We start from the raw sequence: 20,762 nt of genomic DNA, 5'->3' as shown, positions 1-20,762 counted from the left end.
CCGCCGCCGTCCACCGACACGCCGTCACAGCACCAGTCGGCCCAGCTTGCGGAACTCCAGGTGCAGGGCCTCCTCGACCAGCGCCTGATCCAGCGGCACGCGGCGGGCCACGGACATGAACACGGCGTTCATGGCGACGCTGCGGATGTTGCCGCCGGATACGTCGGCCGCCGCCAGCCGCGCGAACTCCACACCGCTGGTGTCCAGTGACGCCGGGAACGCGCCGCGCCACAGCCGCTCGCGTTCCGGGGCCTGCGGCGCGCGGAAGTTCACCACGAACGCCAGGCGGCGCATGAAGGCCACGTCCATGCTGCTTTCTAGGTTGGTGGTCAGCAGCGCCAGACCGTTGAAGGTCTCCAGGCGTTGCAGCAGGTAGTTCACCTGGGTGTTCGCGTAGCGGTCGTTGCTGTCGCGGACCTCGCCGCGCTTCCCGAAGACGCTGTCGGCCTCGTCGAACAGCAGGACGCAGCCGCCCTGGTCGGCCGCGTCGAAGATTTTCTTGAGGTTCTTCTCGGTCTCGCCGATGTACTTGCTGACCGTGCTGCTGAGATCCACGCGGTACAGGTCGAGGTTCAGGTCATGCGCCAGCACCTCGGCGCTGAGGGTCTTGCCGGTGCCGCTGGGACCGCTGAACAGCGCCGTGATCGAGCGGCCCCGGCCGGGCCGGGCCATGCCGAGATCCTCGTACACCACCGAGCGGTGCCGGACGTGCGCGGCGATCTGCTCCAGGGCCAGCCGTTCGGTGTCCGGCAGGATCAGGTCCGCCCAGCGGGCGCGGGTCTCGATGCGCTGCGCGAGGCTGCCCATCAGGCGGCGGTTCGCGCCGCGCGCGGCCTCCCAGGCCCGCTCGATCCGCGCGGGCTGGTCGGCGCTGCCGGGCAGGCCGGCGCGGGCCTCGCGGGCCAGGGCGTCGATGCGGTCCAGGTTCAGGTGAAACTGATCCCCGAGCTGACGCAGCAGCGGCTGTTCCGGGCTGACGCCCAGCGCCTGCGCCCAGCGTTCCCGCTGCTCGGCGGGCGTGGGGGCGCCGACCCCGGCGCTCAGGACGGCGCGCGGCGAGTCGAGCGGCAGGGGGTCGGCCGCGACGATCACGACCGGCCCGGCGGCCGTGTCCAGCACCCGGTCGACCAGTCCCTCGGGCGGCTGGGCGTCGGGCAGCGGCGTGGCGGCGTCCAGCACCAGCCGCGCGCCGCGCAGTCGGGTGTCGCGGCGCAGAGCGCGCAGCAGCGTCTCCTGCTCGTCGGTGGACCGGGCGGCCAGCTGCGGCAGGTCCAGCAGGTGCGCCTCGCGGCCCAGCAGGTGCGCGGCGAGGGACAGCATGCCGCTGTGGTTCGTGCCGAACAGCAGCGCGGCGCGCTCCGGGCCAGCGTGCAGGTGACGGGTCAGGCTGTCGAGTTGCGCCTGCTGCGAGTCGCTGAGCAGCCCGCCGCCCGGCAGTGGCCGCAGCACGCCGCTCAGGTCCGGCGGGACGCCCGGCGCGCCGCGCAGGTCCGCGAGCAGGCCCGCACTCAGCCGCAGGGGCGTCAGGGCCTCCAGCACACTGGCGTTCGCGCTGCTGCCGAACTCGATCAGGTGGCAGGCCAGCAGGGGCCGCGCGGCGCTGAACGCGTCGCCCTCGGTCCACTCGTCGCTCAGCAGCCAGCGGCGGGTCAGGGCGGGCGTCAGGAAGGCCGCGTACAGGCTGTCCATCTGCAGCGCGGCGGCGCAGGCGGCCAGCATGCGTTCCGGGTACAGTTCGGTCGCCAGGGCCAGCGCCAGCACGCCCGTCTCGAAATCGGTCAGGTCCAGCCGCGCCTGGGTGTGCGCCAGACGCGTGCCGCGCAGATCCGGCAGCGTCACCACGTACCGCACGTCCGGTTCGGCCTGCTCGTTCAGCGCCACGTCCAGCACCTGCGCGCTCAGACCGTCGCACAGCACCTGCAGGGCCTGCGCCGGGTGCGGCGGGTCCGGCGCGGCGCGGGGCGGGATCGGCTGGGATGGGGAGTGGGGCATACGGTCTCCTGTGCTGTGGACTCCGACTGAATGGCCTGCAGAGCCGTTCCATCCGGGCGGACGCGACCCGTCCGGCGGCCCGGAATCAGTTGAGGTTGATCATGACGCCCCGGACGTCCACGTTCCCGCCGCCCCCGTCAATGCGGATGCCGCTGCGGGCCTTGAGTTCCAGGCGGCCGGTGCTGGTGATGGTCAGGGTGTTGCTCTTGCTGTCCAGGTGGACCTCGTTGCCGTTGCGGTCGCGCAGGACCACGAACGGCGCTTTCGGGTCGTCCATCAGGGTCAGGCGGTGCCCGGCGGTGGTGCGCAGTTCCGCGAAGGGTTTCTTCTTGTCGTCGTTCAGTTCCAGGGCGTGTTTCTTGCTGCTCTGGACCGTCACTTTCGGCGGGTCGGGGTCGATGGGATCGTCGTAGATCAGTTCGTGGCCCAGGCGGGTGCGGTAGACGCGCTGGATGACCTTGCCGTTCTTGATGGTCTTGCCGGTCGGGCGGGGCGGGGCGTCGCTGCCGTTCCACAGGCCGCCGATCACGTACGGGTGGTGGATGTCGCCGTGCTCGAAGCCCACGAGGACCTCGTCGTTCACTTCCGGCGTGAACTGCGTGCCGCGCCCGCCGCCGTTGCCGACGCCGACCACGCGCGCCCAGTCGCTCTCGTCGTCCTCGGTCAGGGCCGGGAGTTTCAGTTTCACGCGGCCCTGATCCTCCGGGTCCTCGTTGTTCGTGACGATGCCGATCATCAGGCCCGGCACCGGCGTGTACGGCGCCTCGTGAGGCCCGGCGGCGCTCTGGCGGATCAGGGCGGCCAGCGAGTCCGGGCGGCTGCCGGTCACGCTGAACTCGGTGCTGTAGCCCTCGCCGTTGCGGTACAGGTGCCGCACGCTGCTCGCCACGTACTGCCCGCTGAAGCGCCGCCCGACGTTCTTCACGTCCAGGGTGGTGCCGGCAGTCAGGCGGGGGTAGCCGGCGGCGGTGCCGCGCGCCTCGATCAGGTGTTCGCTGACGCGGTTGCGCTGCGCCTGCGCGATGGCGGTCGCGTACGCCTGCTCCCGCACGATCAGGGTGCTGCTGGTGGTGGGGGCGTCCATGTCGAAGGCCTGCTGCGCGACGCCCTCGCTGCGTGACGATTCCGGCACCTGCGCCTTCCCCTGCCCGGCGGCGGCCTGCCCGACCACGCTGCGTTTCTGTTTTGGGTCCCAGGACCGCACGGTGCTCTGGCTGGTCTGCCCCAGGCTGGTCAGGCGTGGCAGGAACTCGGTCAGGGTGTCGCCCCACACGAGTTCGATGGGGTCCTGGCCGCGCACGCTCTCGCAGCGCAGTTCGGTGCCGTCGGCGTACAGGATGTACCCCAGGCGCGAGGCGCGCTCGCGCAGGAACGCGAGGTTGGTCTGGTTGTGTTGCAGCACGTACGGGTGGACGACGCTGCTGGCCTCGGTGCGGGCGGTCATGCCGGCCTCGCCCGCGAGTTTCTTCACGAGGTCCATGTCGCTGACGTTCAGGAACGACCGGGTGTGCGTGCCGCGCGCCAGGCGGTGCAGGCGGTCGAAGGCCCGCAGCCGCAGGAACTGCGTGGAGCGCGTGAAGCGCGGCTCGACCTCCACGAGTTCCCCGTCGAAGACCGTCTCGCGGTGACTCCTGACCTGCGCGATCACCCTGATGCGCGCGCCCAGCCGGAATTTCTCGTCGTCGACGAGCAGGCCCTGCGGGTCGCGCAGCGTGACGGTCGCCACGTCCGGCAGTTGCAGGCTGCTGTCGACCGTGACCTCGTCGATCTGCTCGAACAGCGCGCGGGGCATGTCCTGCCCGTCGATGTTCAGGAACAGGCTGCTGACGGCGCCCTCGATGGGATTCCTGGGGGCCGCGCGGGTCACGAACCCTTCCCGAAGGACGTGGCGCGCAGGTCGCCCACGAAGCCGCGCTGCGCGGCCCGTTCGCGGATGCCCTGACTGACGTGGTACGTGGACGTGCCGCCGCTGGCCCCGTGGAAGGCGGTCGAGCGGTCCGCCTGTTCCAGCGACACCTTGATGACCGAACGGACGGGCGTGCCGTCGGGCATGAACAGCGTGAACTGCTGCTCCATGCTGGTGATGACCGCCTCGAAATGCCAGGTGGACCCCCACTGGAACAGCACCTTGCCCGGCCGGTTCTTCTGGAGGGCCGACGCCCGGTCGGTTTCCTTGTCGCCGATCTGGGTGAGCGCCCACAGCGGCGCGGTGTACTTGCGGACGTCCTCGACCGCCCCAGCCGACTGGCGCCGGGCGTACGTGTCGAAGAACAGTTCGAGGGTCAGGGTGGCGGCCGAGCCGCCCACGAAGACCTTGTTGCCGGTGTCGCTGGTGTCGCTGTTCTGGGATTTCCAGTCGACGGACCGCGAGATGGTGTACTCGCGCGGGTTGAACATGCACTCGATGGGGGTCTTGCGGCCGTTGCCGTCGATGGGCACGATCTGCGCCTTGGTGAACTGCCCTCCTGCCATGTGGTTCCTCCTGTGCCCCCGGTGCGTGCGGGGGCGTCACGCGGGGACGTTACTCGCAGCCGTCGGGCCGTGGAATGGTCGGGCGGTACGCGCACCAGCGTTCGCTCTGGCCGCGCAGGGTGTACGGTCCGCGCAGGATCTTGCGGCCCGCGTCGATGGACGCCACGATCTTGAACGACTCCAGCGAGCGGGAACTGATGGTCAGGGTGCCGCCGCTGAACACGACGTCGATGGGCAGGTCCGGGATGTCGTCGCGGTTGCTGGCGAACGTACCCGAGGCGCGGCGGCCGTCGATGTTCAGGATCGTCAGGTACCCGAACGGGTGCGTCCAGGAGCCGATCAGGTCGCTGTACGGCGATTCGGGCGCGGCGGCCTGCGTGACGGTCACGGTCTGCGGGACGCTGCGCAGGCTGCCGGCCAGCAGGGTGTAGGTCGTCGTCTGGGTGGGGCTGACCTTCACGCTGCCGCGCGCCGGGAAGCTGCCGTCCAGACCCTCGATCTGGATGCGTTCGGCGTTCTTCACGTTCCAGCTGAGGGTGCTGGACGCGCCGCTGCGGACCGTGCGGGGCGAGGCGCTGAACGACACGACCGACGGCGCAGCGGGCTGCACGGGCGGCGTGACCGGCGGCGTGGGCACGCTGGTCTGGGCGGCCGGGCGGGGCGTGACGGTGACGGTCCGGCTGCTCTGCTGCTGACCGCTCGTCAGGACGAAGCTGGTCGTGCGCGACAGCGTCAGCGTGGTCCGGCCGCGCGCGGGCCAGTTGCCGTTCAGCGGGCCGGGCACGCCGCTGATGCGCACGGCGCTGGCGTTGCTCACGTCCCAGCTCAGCGTGACCGGGCCGCTGCCGGTCAGGGCGGCGGGCGTGACCGTGAACGCGTTGATGCGGGGCGTGGGGGCGCTGCGAACCGTCACGACCTGCGAGCGGGTCACGGTGCCGGCGCGCAGCGTGAAGGTGCGGGTGGCCTGCACCGGCACGGTCGCGCGGCCCGAGGCGGGCCAGGACCCGTCGGCGTTCGGGCCGGCCACGCCGTCGATGCGGACGCTGCCGGCGTTCGCGACGTTCCAGGACAGCACCGCCGTGCCGCGCCCCGTCAGCTGGGCGGGTAGCGCCGTGAAGGACGTGACGACCGGCGTGGGCGGCGTGACCTTCACGGTCAGGCTGCGCTGCACCTCCCCGACGCTCAGAACGAAGGTGCGGGTCCGGGGGACGGTCAGGGTGGTGCTGCCGCGCGCGGGCCACTTGCCGCCGGTCAGCGGGCCGCTCAGTCCGGCGATCCGCACGGCCGGCGCGTTGCGCACGTCCCAGCTGAGCGTGACGGGGCCGGGCGCGCTCAGGGCGGCGCTGCTGGCGCGGAAGTCCACGATCTCCACGGGTCGGGGCGTGACGGTCACGCGCTGCTCGATGGTCTTCTTCCGGCCGTCACGCAGGTACAGCACGAGCGTGAAGGTGCGGGTCCGGTCGACCTTCTCGACGATCTCGCTGCCGCTGGCGTCGAACTTGCCGTTCACCGGTCCTTTCAGGGGCAGCACGTCCACCTGCTGGAAGCCCGGCGCGTTCCAGGTGAGGGTCACGTCGCCGTCCCCGACGAGACGCGCGGGTTCGGCGGTGAAGGTGACCTTCTCCAGGTTGGCCTTCTCGGCGTCGGCGGCGAGTTTCTCCGCCTCGGCCTGCTGATCGACCGGCTGGACCTTCAGGGGCTTATTCACCGAGACCTGTTCGCCGGCCTCGTTGCGGGCGGTGAGGGTGATGACCGTGTCGGTGGGCGGCGCGGGTTTGATGGTCTCGCCCTGCGGGCCGCTGTCCTCGGTGCCGGCCCCGTACTGGACGTTCACGCCGACGGCGTTTTTCGTCTTCCAGGTGATCTTGAACTGCCCGTCGGACTTGACGGTGCCGGGCGTCACCTCGAACTGGGTGAATTCCGGGGCGGGTGTCGCGATGTCCAGGCGGGCGTTCGCGGAGTTGGTCAGGCCGTTGCCGCCGCTGGCGGTGATGGTGTAGCTCGTGGCGACCTTCGGCGTGACGGTCTTCTTGCCGCGCGCCGCGACCGTGCCCAGGCCCTCGATCATGACCGAGTCGGCGTTCAGGACCTCCCAGGTCAGGACGGCGGATTCGCCCCGGCTGATCTCGGCGGGTTCGATCTTGAAGGTCTTCACCTGCGGTCCCAGGACGCTGACGGCGCGGGCGTCGGTCTCGCGTTCCGTGCCGTTCTGCGCGGTCAGGGTGAAGGTCGTGTCCCGGCTGGGCTGGAAGCGGCGCGTGCCGCTGGCCGGCACCTTGCCCAGCTCGCTGATCGTGACCTGCTCGGCGTTCCGGACCCGCCACGTGACCGTGACCGGCCGGTTCCCGGCGACCCGGACGGGCGTCACGTCGAACACCTCGATGACGGGCCGGTCGAAGCGGGCCTGCACGGTCTGGGTGTTCGCCGCCGCGCGGCCGATCAACGAGCGGGCGTTCAGGGTGTACTTCTGGTCGCGGCTGATGCCCGGCACCGTCAGGCTGCCGTCGCGCGGCAGGTTCCGGCCCGCCGCGCCGAGTTCCGGGATGCTGACGCGCGTGGCGTTCTGCGTGTCCCAGCGGAGCGTGAACGGCTGCCCCGGCCGGACGACCGTGTCGCTGCCGGCCAGGTTGAAGGCGTTGATGGTGGGCGGGCGGGTCAGCAGCCAGATCAGTACGCCCAGCAGGATCAGGATCAGCGGCAGCATCCACAGCGGCACGAGCGGCAGGTGGTGCAGTTCCGCGCGGGCCTGCGCGGCCGGGTGCTCGCCGGGCTCGCCGTCCGGGCGTTCCGGGAACACGTCCACCTGCAGGTCGTGCTGGCTGGGCGCGCCAAGCCAGCGCAGCGGCACCCGTATGCGCAGTTCCTCCTCACGGGACTGCCCGGCACCCAGCGGCAGGCGGGCCGGCAGGTCGTTCACGCGGATGCGGCCCTGGCCCTGCACGGCCTGACGGGCGGCCATCATGGCGGCGTGGCGGGCCTCGGCGGTCGCCTGCCGCGCGGTCTCGCGGGCCAGCTGGGTCGGGTCGACCGGCATGCCCGTGGTGGTCGTCTGCGGGACCGTCACGAGATCCTGGAGGCGCGGCAGGATCCGCAGCGCGCCCTCGTTGTCACGCAGGCGCGGCAGCAGGACCCCGTCGGTGTTGCCGCGGTTCTCGACGCGCAGCACGTACCGGGCGTGCCGCCAGGTGCGCCGCACGGCGGGCAGCAGCGTGGCGACCGTCTCCTCGAACGGCGCGACCGTCACGGCCAGCGGCGCGCGGCCACTCTGGCTGGGGTCCTCGCGGGAGCGGGCCAGCACCGTGACCGGGTACTCGCCGGCGCGGCTAGCGCTGTCGCGCGGGGCGAGCAGCGTCAGGGTGGTGTGCCCCTGCATACCGGGGTTCAGCTGCACCTCGCCGTGCGCGTCCTGCACCCACTCGGGCGGCAGGCCGTCGAGGCTGACGCGGAAGTGGTCCACGGTCGGGCCGGTGTTCGCGAGCAGCAGGTGCAGCGTAAAGGGCGTGCCCGGCACCAGGGTCACGCGGTCCTGTTCGGGTTTCACGACGATGCGGGGCGGCGCGGGGGCCTGCACGGGGTCGAGCAGCACCAGCCAGTAGGGGCGCAGGTACAGCGGCGTGCGCGCCGGCCAGCGCAGGCGGGTCATGGGCGTCAGGGGCAGGCCGTCCATGACGGTGCCGTTCGTGGCGGTCAGTTCCGTGACGTGCGCCTGCCCGCCCGTGAACTCCACGTTCAGGTGGTGGCGGCTCACGCCGATGTGTTCCAGCACGACCGCGTTGTCCGGCGCGCGCCCCACCGTCAGGCTGGGCGACGTGACGACCTGGGTGCGCAGCAGTTCGTGGCGTTCGCTGAACACCAGCAGCCGCGTTTCCGGACCGCTCTGCTGCCCGTCGAGGCTGGGGGCAGGCGGCAGGACCGGCAGGGCGCTCAGACGCAGGGTGGGTTCCGGCCCGCCGGGCATCAGGGCGTTCAGGACTTCCTGCAGGGCCGCCTCGAGCGCGCGGGCGCTGGCGTAACGGTCCTGCGGGTCCTTGGCGAGGCAGGTCAGGATCACCTCCTCCAGCGCAGGGGGCAGGTCCGGGCGCAGCAGGCTGGGCACGCGCGGCGCGACGTGCTGGTGCTTCTCGAGCGCCTCGGCCGCGTCGCGGATCTCGAAGGGCACCAGACCGGTCACGAGTTCGTACAGGATCAGGCCCAGCGCGTACAGGTCGGTGCGCAGTTCGTTACGCACGCCCCGGCACTGTTCGGGGCTCATGTACGCCAGGGCGTTCACGACGGCGCGGTCGTGCGTACCGTAACTGCCGGCGCGCAGCTCGGCCAGCCCGAAATCCGAGAGTTGCGTGACGTACCCGGTCTGGCCCAGCAGGGCGCGGCCGGGTTGCAGGATCAGGTTCTCGGGTTTCAGGTTGCCGTGCATCAGGCCCTGGTCGTGCGCGTGGGCCAGTCCGGCGGCCGCCTGCCGGATCAGGTCGGTGGCCGTCACGATCGGGAGCGGCTGGGCGCTGCGCGCCTGCCCCTGCAGCAGCTGGCGGGCGCTGCCCTGCCGGCCCAGCTCCATGGCGTAGAAGGCCCGGCGGTCACGCTGCTGCAGCGGCTCGGTGGGCAGGATGTGCGCGTGCCGCAGCGAATGCACCTTGAGCAGCAGCCGCTCGAGCTGCATGATCAGGAACGACTGCCCGCTGCTGGTGTCGTCCAGGACGCGCAGGGCGACCTCGCGGTTCTCGTCGAGGTCGGCGGCCACGTGAACCGGGCCGAGCCAGCCGCTGCCGAGCGGCCGGCCCAGCTGGTAGTGATGGAAGGTGGTGGTGTCGGTCATTCAGAGACGTCCTGGGTGGGGCGTGAGGTCCGTGGAGGGGGGCGGTGCGGCGGGAGGCTCAGTGGACGGCTGGGCGGGCGGCTCGGCAGGTGGCTCGGCAGGTGGCTCGGCGGGTGGCTCGGCGGGTGGCTGGGCGGGCCGTTCAGTGGTGGGGGGCGGCGGCGCCGGAGCGGGCGGCGGGTCCGCCCACTCCACGATCACGCGGGTGTGCGCGGGCGAGTGCGCGTACACGAAGGCGGTGACGGCCTCCCGGCTGGCGGTGTCCTCGCCGTCCAGGGAGTCGAGCAGCGTGACGCGCAGCGTGTGCGGCTCGGCCGAATCCTCACGCAGCACCGGGGTCAGGCCGTACACGGTTTCCAGCGCGCGGGTCAGGCCGTAACGGGTGCCGCGCCAGCGGTACAGCGTGACCGCCTCGCGCAGCCACGCACGCTGCCGCGCCTCGGGCCAGTGCGGGTCGAGGGGAATGCCCAGCCACTGCGCCGTCCAGCCCAGCACGGGTGGCGGCGCGACCCGCGGGTCGAAGTGCAGGTCCACGCTGTCCTGCCGGCGCTGCATCGGCTCCCAGATGCTCTCCAGGACCTTCAGGAAACGGCCCAGAAACTCGGATTCCTGGTAGAAGGGCGGCAGGAACGACGTGTACATGGCCGGCCCGGTGGCCGGCGGCCGCGGGGCGGGGTAGGTGGGCAGCGGGGGCCGGGCCGGGCGGGCCGCGAGTTCGCCCTGCACGTCCCGGCGGCCCGCGGCGGGCGGGGCGGGCGCGGGCGCGGCCTCGTTCAGGAACGCGACGGTGAACGGCCCGATCTGGATCTCGTCGCCGTGTTCCAGCCGGTGCGGCTGGTGCGGCGTGAGGCGGTGACCGTTCACGAAGGTGCCGGTCTCGCTGCCGGCCAGGTCGGTCAGCAGCAGCGCGCCGCCCTCCACGCTGATCTCGGCGTGTCGCACGGCGACGCTGGGGTCCCGCAGCGGCAGGCCGTTGTCGGGCGTGCGGCCGATGGACAGCTGGCGGCCCAGGTTCAGGGAGCGCAGCACCTCCCCGCGCTGCCGGACCTGCAGTTGCGGCATCAGTGATCCACCCGCACGTGATGCACGTCCGAGACGATCAGCGCCTGCGGGGGCAGCGGGAGGCTACCGGTGACGGTCTCGCGCTGCTGCGGCTGGCCGGGTTCGGTCAGGACGACCTGCACGTCCTCGGCGACCTCCACGCCGCTCACGCCGCGCAGCAGGCCGTACAGTTCGCTGAGGGTCAGGGTCCGGCCAAAGGGCCAGCCGCGCCCGTCGGGGCCGCCCGTGAAGGGGTTCAGGTAGCTGTACAGGGCCTGCATGGCGCGGCGGCGCACGTCCTCACGGGCCGGGCGGCTCGCGCCGGGGTACGAGCGGATGGTGGCGGTCACGCTGACCCACACGTACTGCGGGGCGCGCAGGTCCAGGGTCGTACCGACCGGGCGGCGCAGGTCGAGTTCCTCCTGCGCGGCGGCGCGCAGTTCGGCACTGAGTGTCAGGCGTTCCGGCGCGATCCGGCCGGTCAGCGGCGAGAGCGGGTCGGTCACGTCGCTGTCCGGGCCGATCAGGTCGTCGAACGACACGCTGGGCAGCAGCGCCAGCGTGACCTGCCCGGCCGGGACGTTCAGGGCGCGCAGCGAGCCGGGGTACGTCTGCCCCGGCACCGCCATGTTCGGCGTGACGCAGCGCGCGCGGGCCACACCCGGCACCTGCGCCGCCAGGAACTCGTAGTCGTCGGCGGTGACGGCGCGCGTGCGGGTGCGCAGCAGCGACGGCACGCGGTGCAGGGCGTCCTCGAGCTGCTGGCCGTTGCGGCCCCCGGCGGCCGGGGCGTGGTTCGTGACGCGCGCCACGTACGGCACGCTGCTTTTCAGGACGGTCAGGGTGCGGGCCGGGACGTTCCCGGACGCGCCGCCCCCGTACTGGTAACGGCGCAGGCGGACGCTCGCCTCGGGCGGGGGGGTCGCGCCGAACCGGTAGACGCTGCCGTCGGGTTGCAGGATGCTGGGCCCGAACGCGACCTCGCCGCTGGTCGTGTCGAGCGTGAAGTGCCGGTCGTCCGGGCCGGATTCCGAGAAGTCGATCACCGGCGTGAACACCAGCGTGTCGCCCTCGGCGGTCGTGACCTCCACCACGTCGCGGTCCGGGTCGAGATTCAGGACCGGGCCGTGCAGCAGCCGGAACCGCTGGCCGGGCACGCCGGTACTCTGCCCGAGCAGTTCGTTCATGACGACCGTGGCGTGCCGGGCCGGGACCGTGATGCCGCGCGCGTCCACCTGCAGGGTTTCCAGGTCGGGGCTGACCTTGTACCCGGCGTGCATCTGCTCGTTGGTCAGGCGGCAGCGCAGCCAGTAGCCGCGCCGGTCGAAGAACGCGCCCTCGCGCATGGCGGGCAGGCGCAGGATCAGCTCGCCGGACACGTTGAAGGCGTGCGTGCCGTCGTACTCGACCTCGCACGGCACCCAGCGGCCCACGCCGCCCTGCCACGCCTCCCAGACGTACGGCGGGTGGTTGGGGTTCACGCCCGCGCCCCCGGCAAGTTCCACGCCCAGGCTCAGGGCCAGCACGTGTTCGCTGTGGTCGTCGGCGAGTTGCAGGAACAGCGCGTCACCGGGACGCGGTTCCGGCTGGAAGATCGGGAAGCGGTGCCCCGGCAGGCCCAGTTGCGCCAGGTCGTGCCGGACGGCCCCGGCGGTGTCGGCGCCGGCGGTCCCTTCGGCGTCCAGGCGGACCTGCGCCAGGGTGTTCGCGGTGAACAGGCCCGTCAGGGTGGGGGGCCGGATCACGCCGGCGCGTTCGGTGGAGAACACGGTCGCCTCGTTCACCTCGGTGCGCAGCGTGGCGACCTCGGTGCCGGCCGCGATGACCAGCGGCGTGTCCTGCGGGGCGCTCAGGTACAGCGTGACGGGCGCCACGGCGGCGCGGGGCGGGGCGAGCTGCACGCCGATCATCTCCAGGAAGGCGATCAGCAGTTTGTCCGGCACCTGGTTGACCCGGTACAGCAGCAGGTCGGTCATCCAGGCGAAGATCTCGATGATGGCGATGCCGGGGTCACTGGCGTTGTGGTCGGTCCATTCCGGGCAGTACTGCGGAATGAGCCGGCGAGCCTCTTCGAGGATGTCGTCGAAGCGGCGGTCGTCGAGGTTCACGGTCGGTAAGGGCACGGCGGGATCTCCAGAAGTAGGGGGGCAGCGGGAAGGAAGGTGGCGCGGCGCGCGGGGGGCGGGCCTACAGGGAGCGGTAGAAGGGAAAGACCAGCGAGCGCGGCTCCGGCTGGCCCTTGATCCGGTAGCGGATGTCCACCACGACCCGCGCGGTGTCCTGCGGGTCCAGTTGCGCCTGCACGCCGTCCACGTCGATGCGGGGCTCCCAGGTGCGCAGGGCCTCGTCGACGTAGAACGACGCGAGACCCAGGGTGGTGGCGTCGCCCGGCGCGAACACCAGTTCGTGAATGCGGCAGCCGTACTCGGGCCGCATGACGCGCTGGCCGCGCGCGGTCATCAGCAGGGTCAGGATCGCCTGCGTGACGGCGCGCTCGCCGGACACCATCGCCAGCTGCCCGCGTGCGTTCACGCCGACCGGGAAGGCCACGCCGGTGCCGAGCACGTCGGCGGACGTGGGCGCGTCCGGGGAGGAGGTCAGGGTCACCGGCAACCCCCGGCGCGGGCCGCGCGGGCCATCAGACCGGCTCCGGCAGGCGCGGCTGCGCCTGGGGCGTGTTCGCGTCGAGGTGCAGGGCGCGCCCGTCGAGGGTCAGGACCGACAGGTGCCGCACCGAGTCGCGCGGCGCGTCCAGATGCACGACCCCCTGGGCGTCGCTGAAGGCGCGCGCGCCCCCGTCGCTGCGGACGAGCGCGTCGGCCAGCGGCTGGCCCTGCACGTCGAGCAGCTGCCAGCTCGAGCGGCGGCGCTGCGAGACGGGGGCCGGGCTGCCCGGCGTGGCCTGCCCGTGAAAGCTCAGGTCGCGTTCCAGCACCAGCGGGGAGCGGGTGGTGACGCCCAAGTCGAGCGGGACGGTCACGGTGTAGTTCAGGTGGGGACGCACGGTCTGCCCGAGGCTGCTGAAGACGCTGGCAGTGTCGCCGGTCGCGACGGTGCCCAGGATACCCAGGCCGGTGTCGCGGGCGGCGGGCGGCAGGTAGCGGTCGTCCCACTCGTCCTGGCGCATCAGGGCCGCCAGGACGCGCCACAGGACCTGCCACTCGTCGCGGCCGAGTTCGTCGAGCTGCGCCTTGAAGAACACGGTCACCAGGAAGCGCAGGTCCATGCGGCGCGGGGCGAGGGTGCGGCTGACGCCCGCGCCGGTGTGCGCGTGCGTGAATTCCATGGAGCGCAGCGCGGCGTTCTCGCGCAGGTCATGCAGGAAGAAGTTCAGGGTGGGGCGGGTCAGGCCCGAGACCCAGCTGGGCGTGGGCGCGGCGAAACGGATGTCCAGCGCGTCGCGCGGCAACCCGGCCTCGGTATAGACAAGCTCTTTGAGGGCCTGCTGAACGTCCGCGATCACTGGACCCTCCGCGCCGTGGGGGGCCCGCAGCGCGCGCCCCCACCAGCCCCCCCAGCGGAGGCATGTGCGGAAATACACTGATTTTTCTCGTCCCTGAGCAGTATTTTTCAAGGTTTATCCTCGCGGTTAAGTGATGAACGGGTCAGTATAGAGGCGCCCCCCGCCCCGCGTCTGCTCACATGCGGTGGACGGCTCCCGCCGCATCTGCCATGTTGGATATCTCACAGCCACAGGCGCCGCCCGCACCGGCCGCGTCACCTTCAACCCTGCACCCAACTTCCGGAGGAATCCATGCCCGAATACCTGTCGCCCGGCGTCTACATCGAGGAATCACAGAGCGGACCCCGCCCCATCGAGGGTGTCAGCACCACCACCGCCGCCTTCGTCGGCTTCGCACCCAACGGCCCCGCCAATACCCCGGTCTTCGTCGCCAACTGGCAGCAGTTCAAGGAGATCTTCGGCACCGCCGACGCCAGCGGCGCCCGCAACCCCTTCATGGACGGCGCGTACCTCGCCCAGAGCGTCTACGCGTACTTCAACAACGGCGGCACCCGCTGCTACGTCGTGCGCCTCGTGCCCAACCAGACCGACGCCCGCACCGCCCGCACCGTCGAGGCCGCCCGCCCGCTGCAGCTGCCCAGCCGCGCCAGCAAGGCCGTGCCCAGCCTCAGCATCGTCGCCCGCGACGGCCGCCAGAGCGACATCCAGATCGAGGTGCTCGCCCCCGACCCGGTCAAGACCGACGCCGCCCCCAAAGGCAAGGACGGCAAACCCGCCGAGAACCCCGACGAGGGCAGCGACGGCCTGTTCACCCTGAAAGTCACCCGCAACGACCTGACCGAGACCTTCCCCAACGTCTCCATCGGCAAGAAACACGCCCGTAACGTCGCCGAGGTCATCAACAAGGAAAGCACCCTCATCACCATCGAGGAGGCCAGCTCCACCGGCCCGCTCGTCGAACGCGCCCCCGAGGCCGGCACCTACGTCCTGCAGGCCGACAGCAACGTCATCGAGCAGGGCCGCGAACTCAAGGGCCAGGACTTCGTGGGCAGCGTCGACAGCCGCAGCGGCATCGAGAGCCTCGAGATCGCCGAGGAAGTCAGCATGATCGCCGTGCCCGACCTGATGAGCGCCTACCAGGCCGGCATGATCGGCGCGGACGGCGTCAAGGCCGTGCAGCGCGCCCTGATCGACCACTGCGAACGCAACGCCAACCGCATCGCGCTGCTCGACACGCCCCCCGACCTGACCCCCCAGCAGGCCGTGAAGTGGCGCAACGTGGACACCAACTTCGACTCCAGCTACGCCGCCATGTACTACCCCTGGATGAAGATCGAGGGCCCCGACGGCAACCCCATGATGGTCCCGCCCAGCGGCTTCGTGGCCGGCATCTACGCCCGCAACGACGTGGAACGCGGCGTTCACAAGGCCCCCGCCAACGAGGTCGTGCGCGGCATCCTCGGGCCGGCCATCCAGATCACCAAGAGCGAGCAGGACATCCTGAACCCCATCGGCGTGAACTGCATCCGCGAGTTCCCCGGCATGGGCGTGCGCGTCTGGGGCGCCCGGACGCTGTCCAGCAACGCCCAGTGGCGTTACGTTCCGGTCCGCCGCCTGTTCAACTACGTCGAGACCAGCATCGAACGCGGCACGCAGTGGGCGGTGTTCGAACCCAACGACGAGAACCTGTGGTTCCGCATCCGCCGCGACATCAACTCCTTCCTCACCAGCGTCTGGCGGGACGGCGCGCTGTTCGGCAACACCACCCGCGAGGCCTTCTACGTCAAGTGCGACGCCGAACTGAACCCCGACGAGATCCGCGACCGCGGCATCCTGCAGGTCGAGATCGGCATGGCCCCCGTCAAACCCGCCGAGTTCATCGTGTTCCGCTTCAGCCAGCACGCCGGCGGCGGTCAGTAACACCCTGCCGGGCTTCCGGCCCCCTCACGACTTCCGGACCATCCACGTCTGAGCGGCGCGCCGCGACTGTTTCCCTCCATCCTCCCGGACCCGCGCGCCGCCCCAGCAGATCCCGACACCACCGTCCGCATGCCGGCTCCTGAATCCCCACTCCCCTCACTGGAGGTACCCCTATGACCGCACCCACCCGCAAGGACCCCCTCGTCGCCGCCTACTTCAGCGTTCAGTTCGACAACAAGGTCGTCGGCGCCTTCCGCGAATGCACCGGCCTGGGCAGCGAGAGCCAGGTTGTCGAGTACCGCGCCACCGACGCCAAGGGCCGCGCCGTCCTGATCCGCGAACCCGGCACCATGAAGTACAACGACATCGTCCTCAAGCGCGGCATCACCAACGACATGGACATGTGGACGTGGCGCCAGCAGGTCGAGGAAGGCAACATGGACGAGGCCCGCCGCAGCGGCACCATCACCCTGCACAACCAGAAGGGCGAACCCGTCGCCGCCTGGACCTTCGAGCGCGCCTGGCCCAGCAAACTCAACGGCCCCACCTACGACGCCAAGAGCAACGAGGTCGCCATCGAGGAACTGACCATCACGCACGAAGGCTACAAGCGCGTTCCCGCGGGCGGCTAAGCGCGCCGTGCGGATTGAAGCGTGAACGAACTGCCTTTCATGCTGCCCGTCGGACTGTTCACGTCCGACGGGCAGGTTCACCGCAGCGGCGTGATGCGTCTGGCCACCGCGCTCGACGAGATCGAACCGCTCGGTGACCCGCGCGTCCAGCGCAACGAAGCCTACTACCCGCTGCTGCTGCTCGCCCGCGTCGTCACCCGACTGGGCCCCTTCGCGCCGGTCACGCCCGAGATTCTGGGCGTGCTGCCCGCCGCGGACTTCGCGTACCTGCAGACCCTCTACAGTCAGATGAACACCGCCCAGGCTCCCACCTGGAGCGCGCCCACCCAGACCGCGCCCGGTCCGGCCGCAGCGGCGCAGGCCACCGGCGCCTTCCCGGACGACGTGATCGAGACGGAATGCCCGCACTGCGGCGCCCTGCTGGAACTCGACCTGGGGGCCGGAAGCGTGCCCGCATGACCGGCGCGCCCCGGCCCACCACACCCGCCCGGCAGGCCAGCGCGACCCCGGTCGGGGCGCGCGCCACGCCCGCCCCGACCATCGACCTCGAAGAAGTGACCCGGCGCGTGTACCAGCTGATGCTCGAGGACCTGCGCCTCGACCTCGCCCGGAACACCGGAACCCGCTGAGGACCTATGGACTTCAAAGCAACCGCCAGTTTCAACCGTGGCCGCCCCCGCGTCACCGCCACCCTGCGCCTCGGCCCGCTGGGACAGGTGACCTTCACCGCCGGCGGCAACGACCCCATTCCCACACCGGCCGCGCGGCCCACCCACCGGCAGGACGGCAACCCGCAGCGCAGTTCCCTGTCCATCCTGAGCAACCACCGCTACCAGGTGTCCATCGACGGACTGGAGTACGCGGCGTTCAGTGAGGTCAGCGGGCTGCAGGTCGAGACGGAAACCATGGACTTCATCGAGGGCGGCGTGAACGACCGCGTGCTGCGCCTCCCGGTCCGCTCGCGCGTCGGGAACCTGATCCTCAAGCGCGGACTGGTCGCCGGGAACGAACTGCTCGAATGGCACCTGAACATCGTGCAGGGCTACCTGGACGTCCGGAACGTCACGGTCACCGTCTACGACCACCCGCAGGCCAGCCGCACCGCCGCCGGCGGGCAGGCGCTCGAGGCGCAGGTCCGGATGCGTTTTGAACTGCTGCAGGCGTACCCGGTCAAGTGGAGCGGCCCGACCTTCAGCGGCAACGGCGACGCCGTGTCGGTGGAGACGCTGGAACTCGCGCACTCCGGGTTCCTGCAGACCAGCCGCTGAACGTGCCCCGGCGCGGCCCGCCCGTCCGGCGGGAACCGGCCAACAAAGGAGCGAAGTGAGTATTTTCGACGAGCGGCTGCGCCGCCTGAAACACGCCGGGCAGATGGCCGTCACCCAACAGGACCGCGCCTTCACACCCGGGACCTTCCCGTCTTCTCCCGCTGCGACCGCCCTGCCGGTTCGCGGCCCCTTCCTGCCCACGGTCCCGCCCGCCGCGCCGCCCGTCCGGTCCGGCGGTCCCCGGCGCGTTCAGGCGCGGCTGATCGCGCTCCCGGCCGCACCGCAGCCCACTTCCCGCCAGCCCGCCTTCCCGCAGGCTGCGCCCACGCTGCCGCCCGCCGCGCCCCCTGAGCGTTCCCGCGCCGCGGCCGCGCCAGTGGCTGGCCCGGCCCTCCAGCCGGAGTCCGTTGCGCCCCGCGACCTGCCGGGCCAGCGGCCCGGGCAGCGTCCGCTGTGGACGCCCGCCGCCGGGGAGGTCCCGGCCAGCGACCGGCACCGGGAAGCCGGTCCGTCCGGCGAACCTGATCTGCGTGGCGACAGCAATCCGTATGGCGACAGCGATTCCCACGGCGAAAACGCTTCCTATGGCGACAGTGATCCGTATGGCGACTATGCCGAGGCGCTGGCCGCCGGTCTGTCCAGCACGCCGCCCCTGGGTCTGCTGCCCCCGGCACCCGAACGGACCGCTGCGCCCGCCCCGGAACGGCCGGGCGCGGCGGCAGACGCCGGGCGCAGTGGCCCGCTGAGGCCCGCCTCGTTCCTGGAGACCCTGGCCCTGAACACCCGCCCGGACGACCGGGACGCAGTGCAGCCTCCGGCGGGCGCCGCCGCACCCGACCCGGCCACGCCCGCCGACCTTCCATCCGCTCAGGAGCCGGAACTCCCCGCCGCTGCCGCCCTGGCGCAGGTCACGCGGACGCCCGAGGGCCAGCCGGAACACCCGGAGCCTGCCGGGGCACAGACGCGCCCCGCCGCGCCCACCGGGGACAGCGGGGCCGCTCCGGTCTCGCGCGTCCCCACTCCTGCGGACGTGGCGCGGCCTGAAGTGGCCCCCGCCGCACCCACCCGTCCCGACCCCGTGGCGGCGACGGCAGCCCCCCTCACTCCGCCCCCCTCCCCTGAGCCGACCGCTCCGGCGACCGGTGAATCCGCCCCGGCCCAGTCCACGGATACCCACTCCACGGATACCCAGTCCACGGATGCCCAGTCCACCCGTGCCGAGCCCATCAGTGCAGAGGCGACCCGTGTGGAAGCGGCCCCCGCACCGTCCGGGGAACCGGCCTTGGACGCCGGGCCGCCCCTGGTCTTCCCCGAGGTGCCCACGCCGGAGGAACGCGAGCGGCGCGAGCAGGAACGCCGGGAACTCGAGGCCCTGCTGCGCGCCGGAAACAACGACATTCCCGTGCGGCTGCCCCGCAAGCCCCGCCCGGCGGGGGCCGCGCCGCGCGCGCGCGAACCGGAACCCGAGGAGGTCCGCCCCGCGCCGCCCATCCCGGCCGACGTGTCGCAGAACATCCTGGCGCGCCTGAACCGCTTCGCGGAACTCGAGGCGCAGGGTGAGGTGGAGGCCTCGCCGCTGGGCTTCGGGGAGCTGCTGAACTGGCGCGACCATCATCCGGAACGCAACGTGAACCCGGAGACCGGCCCGGCCACCGGGCCCGACGCGGCGCCCGTACCGGCCGGAGTTCAGGCGGCCGGAGTCCAGACGGCCGTGCCCGCACCGGACCTGCCGGGCGCGCCACGCCTGCGCGCCCGGGCCAGCCGCTCGGGCCGGACGGGCCGCGACCGGGGGGCAGAGGCCGACACGGACGAGGAACCGGACAGGGAACGCCCGGCCCGCACGGTCCCGGACACGCCTCCCGCTCCAGCGACGAACCCAGCCCCCACCGGTGAATCCAGTGACCTGACCACCGACCGTGTCCCTGGCCGGGCGACCGGGCGGCCGGACACGCCGGAACCCGCCCCTCCACCGGAACCCGCAGCCGGACGGGTACCGGTGACCCGGGAGGCGGACGCCGGGGACGGATCCGTCGGGCCGCGCTCCCCAGTGGAGGGGACTGCCACTCCGTTCGACCCGAGCAGCGCGAGGAGAACAGCAGCGGATCCCGGACGTGAAACCGGGAATCCGGCGCCGTTCCGGCCCATCCACGAAACAGACGGAATCCGCACAGGCACGCCGGGGTTCCCCGACCCTGCCGTCAGGCCGGAGCCTGACCACCGGTCGGAGGACAGGTTCCAGGCCGGGCCGCCGACACGGCCATCCACACCGGAGGAGGGAGTCAGCCCGGCCACCCGGCACCGTGAAACTGCGGTGGAACCCGGACGTGAAGTGGGCCCAGCCGCACCGTTCCGGGTGGTCGACAGGACAGGCGATACCCGGCCTGTCCCGTCCAGCGCCCGGCAGGTCGCCGGTTTACCCACTTCGCCCCCGCCCGACGTCACGCCCCCCCGCGCTGCGGAGCGCGGCCCACAGCCCGAACAGCCCAGCAGAGCACCTGACCGGCCGCAGGTGGCCTCCGACCGGTCAGTTCCCGTCACGCCGGATCTGCCGTCCGGAAGCGCCGCGCCGGTGCCCGTTCCGGTGCCGCCGCCCCTGGACGGGACGCAGGGGACGTTCCCACCGCATCCGGTGCATCCACCCGCCGCACCCGTCTCCGCCCCCATCGCCGCCGCACCTGACCGGAACGGCGTGTCCCATCCGGACCTGCTGGCGACACCGAACGGCTCACCGCCCGGCCAGACCACGGACGCATTCCGGACAGGGGGCGCCCCCTCCCTTCCCGGAGAACCACCGGCGTCGTCCGGTCGCCCTGCCGACCTGACCGCAGCGCCGCCGCACTCCGGCAGCGCACCCGCCGGGCCGGGCCTGCCGGACAACCTCCAGGCGGCGCAGATACCAACAGCGGCCGGGGCGGCCCCCGGTCCTGCCGGGACGCGCGGCGGCGATCTGGAGCCCGCGCTTGCACCGGTCCACCTGTCGTCCCCCCGGCCCGTGAGTCCACCCGAGCCTGCCGGGAGGGCGCCGGTTGCGCCGACCTTCCCCCGGATACCCGCTGCCCACCCGCAGCCGACAGTATCCGGACCTGTCCCGGCGCCGGTCGCCGTCCGGCCGGATGCCGTTCAGCGGGTGACGGCACCAGACGCTCCAGAGGCAGCCGGGC

General features: G+C 72.0%; 13 protein-coding genes. 5 read left to right on the top strand and 8 right to left on the bottom strand.

Annotated elements, in window-relative coordinates; all coding sequences use genetic code 11:
- Window positions 1–24: 24 nt before the first annotated feature.
- The 8 genes from BXU09_RS15935 to BXU09_RS15900 form a co-directional block, all read right to left on the bottom strand.
- Window positions 25–1,992 carry an AAA family ATPase gene (locus BXU09_RS15935; protein ID WP_240501420.1) on the bottom strand — a complete coding sequence of 656 codons (1,968 nt, stop codon included), beginning with the start codon at window positions 1,990–1,992 and terminating at the stop codon, window positions 25–27.
- A gap of 85 nt (window positions 1,993–2,077) precedes the next feature.
- Entirely contained in the window at window positions 2,078–3,859 is a 1,782-nt protein-coding gene (locus BXU09_RS15930) for a VgrG-related protein (RefSeq protein WP_078305309.1), read from the bottom strand.
- Complete coding sequence (locus tag BXU09_RS15925; RefSeq protein WP_055364388.1) at window positions 3,856–4,464, bottom strand: hypothetical protein; 609 nt, start codon at window positions 4,462–4,464, stop codon at window positions 3,856–3,858. The genes BXU09_RS15930 and BXU09_RS15925 overlap by 4 nt, the downstream gene beginning before the upstream one ends.
- Before the next feature lie 49 nt (window positions 4,465–4,513).
- Window positions 4,514–9,277 (bottom strand): protein kinase, encoded by a 4,764-nt coding sequence (locus BXU09_RS15920; protein WP_078305308.1) that lies wholly within the window; start codon window positions 9,275–9,277, stop codon window positions 4,514–4,516.
- Window positions 9,278–10,339, bottom strand: coding sequence for an FHA domain-containing protein (locus BXU09_RS15915; RefSeq protein WP_078305307.1), 1,062 nt, complete (start codon window positions 10,337–10,339; stop codon window positions 9,278–9,280).
- A complete protein-coding gene (locus BXU09_RS15910; protein WP_078305306.1) occupies window positions 10,339–12,441 on the bottom strand; it encodes a putative baseplate assembly protein in 2,103 nt (700 codons plus the stop codon). Before BXU09_RS15910 ends, BXU09_RS15915 begins: the two co-directional genes overlap by 1 nt.
- A gap of 64 nt (window positions 12,442–12,505) precedes the next feature.
- Window positions 12,506–12,925: a GPW/gp25 family protein gene (locus BXU09_RS15905; RefSeq protein ID WP_240501418.1), complete on the bottom strand. Its 420-nt coding sequence runs from the start codon at window positions 12,923–12,925 to the stop codon at window positions 12,506–12,508.
- Between the two features lie 31 nt (window positions 12,926–12,956).
- Window positions 12,957–13,781, bottom strand: coding sequence for a DUF4255 domain-containing protein (locus tag BXU09_RS15900; RefSeq protein WP_078305305.1), 825 nt, complete (start codon window positions 13,779–13,781; stop codon window positions 12,957–12,959).
- A 291-nt stretch (window positions 13,782–14,072) separates the two neighbouring features.
- Between BXU09_RS15900 and BXU09_RS15895 the strand changes: the two genes are divergently transcribed.
- The 5 genes from BXU09_RS15895 to BXU09_RS15880 all read left to right on the top strand — a co-directional run bounded on the left by BXU09_RS15895 (window position 14,073) and on the right by BXU09_RS15880 (window position 17,601).
- On the top strand, window positions 14,073–15,701 hold the full coding sequence (locus BXU09_RS15895) for a phage tail sheath subtilisin-like domain-containing protein (RefSeq protein WP_078305304.1): 1,629 nt from the start codon (window positions 14,073–14,075) through the stop codon (window positions 15,699–15,701).
- Window positions 15,702–15,874: 173 nt separating this feature from the next.
- Window positions 15,875–16,333: a phage tail protein gene (locus BXU09_RS15890; RefSeq protein ID WP_078305303.1), complete on the top strand. Its 459-nt coding sequence runs from the start codon at window positions 15,875–15,877 to the stop codon at window positions 16,331–16,333.
- 21 nt (window positions 16,334–16,354) lie between these two features.
- On the top strand, window positions 16,355–16,792 hold the full coding sequence (locus tag BXU09_RS15885; RefSeq protein ID WP_078305302.1) for a hypothetical protein: 438 nt from the start codon (window positions 16,355–16,357) through the stop codon (window positions 16,790–16,792).
- On the top strand, window positions 16,789–16,962 hold the full coding sequence (locus tag BXU09_RS21025; protein ID WP_158235741.1) for a hypothetical protein: 174 nt from the start codon (window positions 16,789–16,791) through the stop codon (window positions 16,960–16,962). Before BXU09_RS15885 ends, BXU09_RS21025 begins: the two co-directional genes overlap by 4 nt.
- 6 nt (window positions 16,963–16,968) lie before the next feature.
- Window positions 16,969–17,601 carry a phage tail protein gene (locus tag BXU09_RS15880; protein ID WP_078305301.1) on the top strand — a complete coding sequence of 211 codons (633 nt, stop codon included), beginning with the start codon at window positions 16,969–16,971 and terminating at the stop codon, window positions 17,599–17,601.
- The last annotated feature ends 3,161 nt before the right edge of the window (window positions 17,602–20,762 follow it).

The organism is Deinococcus sp. LM3 (genome assembly GCF_002017875.1).
GTDB lineage: Bacteria > Deinococcota > Deinococci > Deinococcales > Deinococcaceae > Deinococcus.
This window is presented reverse-complemented; position numbering and strand designations above follow the sequence as displayed.

Coding starts and splice junctions, on each gene's coding strand:
- BXU09_RS15935 (WP_240501420.1), bottom strand. CDS start 1,992: ATGCCCCACTCCCCATCCCAGCCGATCCCGCCCCGCGCCGCGCCGGAC.
- BXU09_RS15925 (WP_055364388.1), bottom strand. CDS start 4,464: ATGGCAGGAGGGCAGTTCACCAAGGCGCAGATCGTGCCCATCGACGGC.
- BXU09_RS15920 (WP_078305308.1), bottom strand. CDS start 9,277: ATGACCGACACCACCACCTTCCATCACTACCAGCTGGGCCGGCCGCTC.
- BXU09_RS15915 (WP_078305307.1), bottom strand. CDS start 10,339: ATGCCGCAACTGCAGGTCCGGCAGCGCGGGGAGGTGCTGCGCTCCCTG.
- BXU09_RS15895 (WP_078305304.1), top strand. CDS start 14,073: ATGCCCGAATACCTGTCGCCCGGCGTCTACATCGAGGAATCACAGAGC.
- BXU09_RS15890 (WP_078305303.1), top strand. CDS start 15,875: ATGACCGCACCCACCCGCAAGGACCCCCTCGTCGCCGCCTACTTCAGC.
- BXU09_RS21025 (WP_158235741.1), top strand. CDS start 16,789: ATGACCGGCGCGCCCCGGCCCACCACACCCGCCCGGCAGGCCAGCGCG.
- BXU09_RS15880 (WP_078305301.1), top strand. CDS start 16,969: ATGGACTTCAAAGCAACCGCCAGTTTCAACCGTGGCCGCCCCCGCGTC.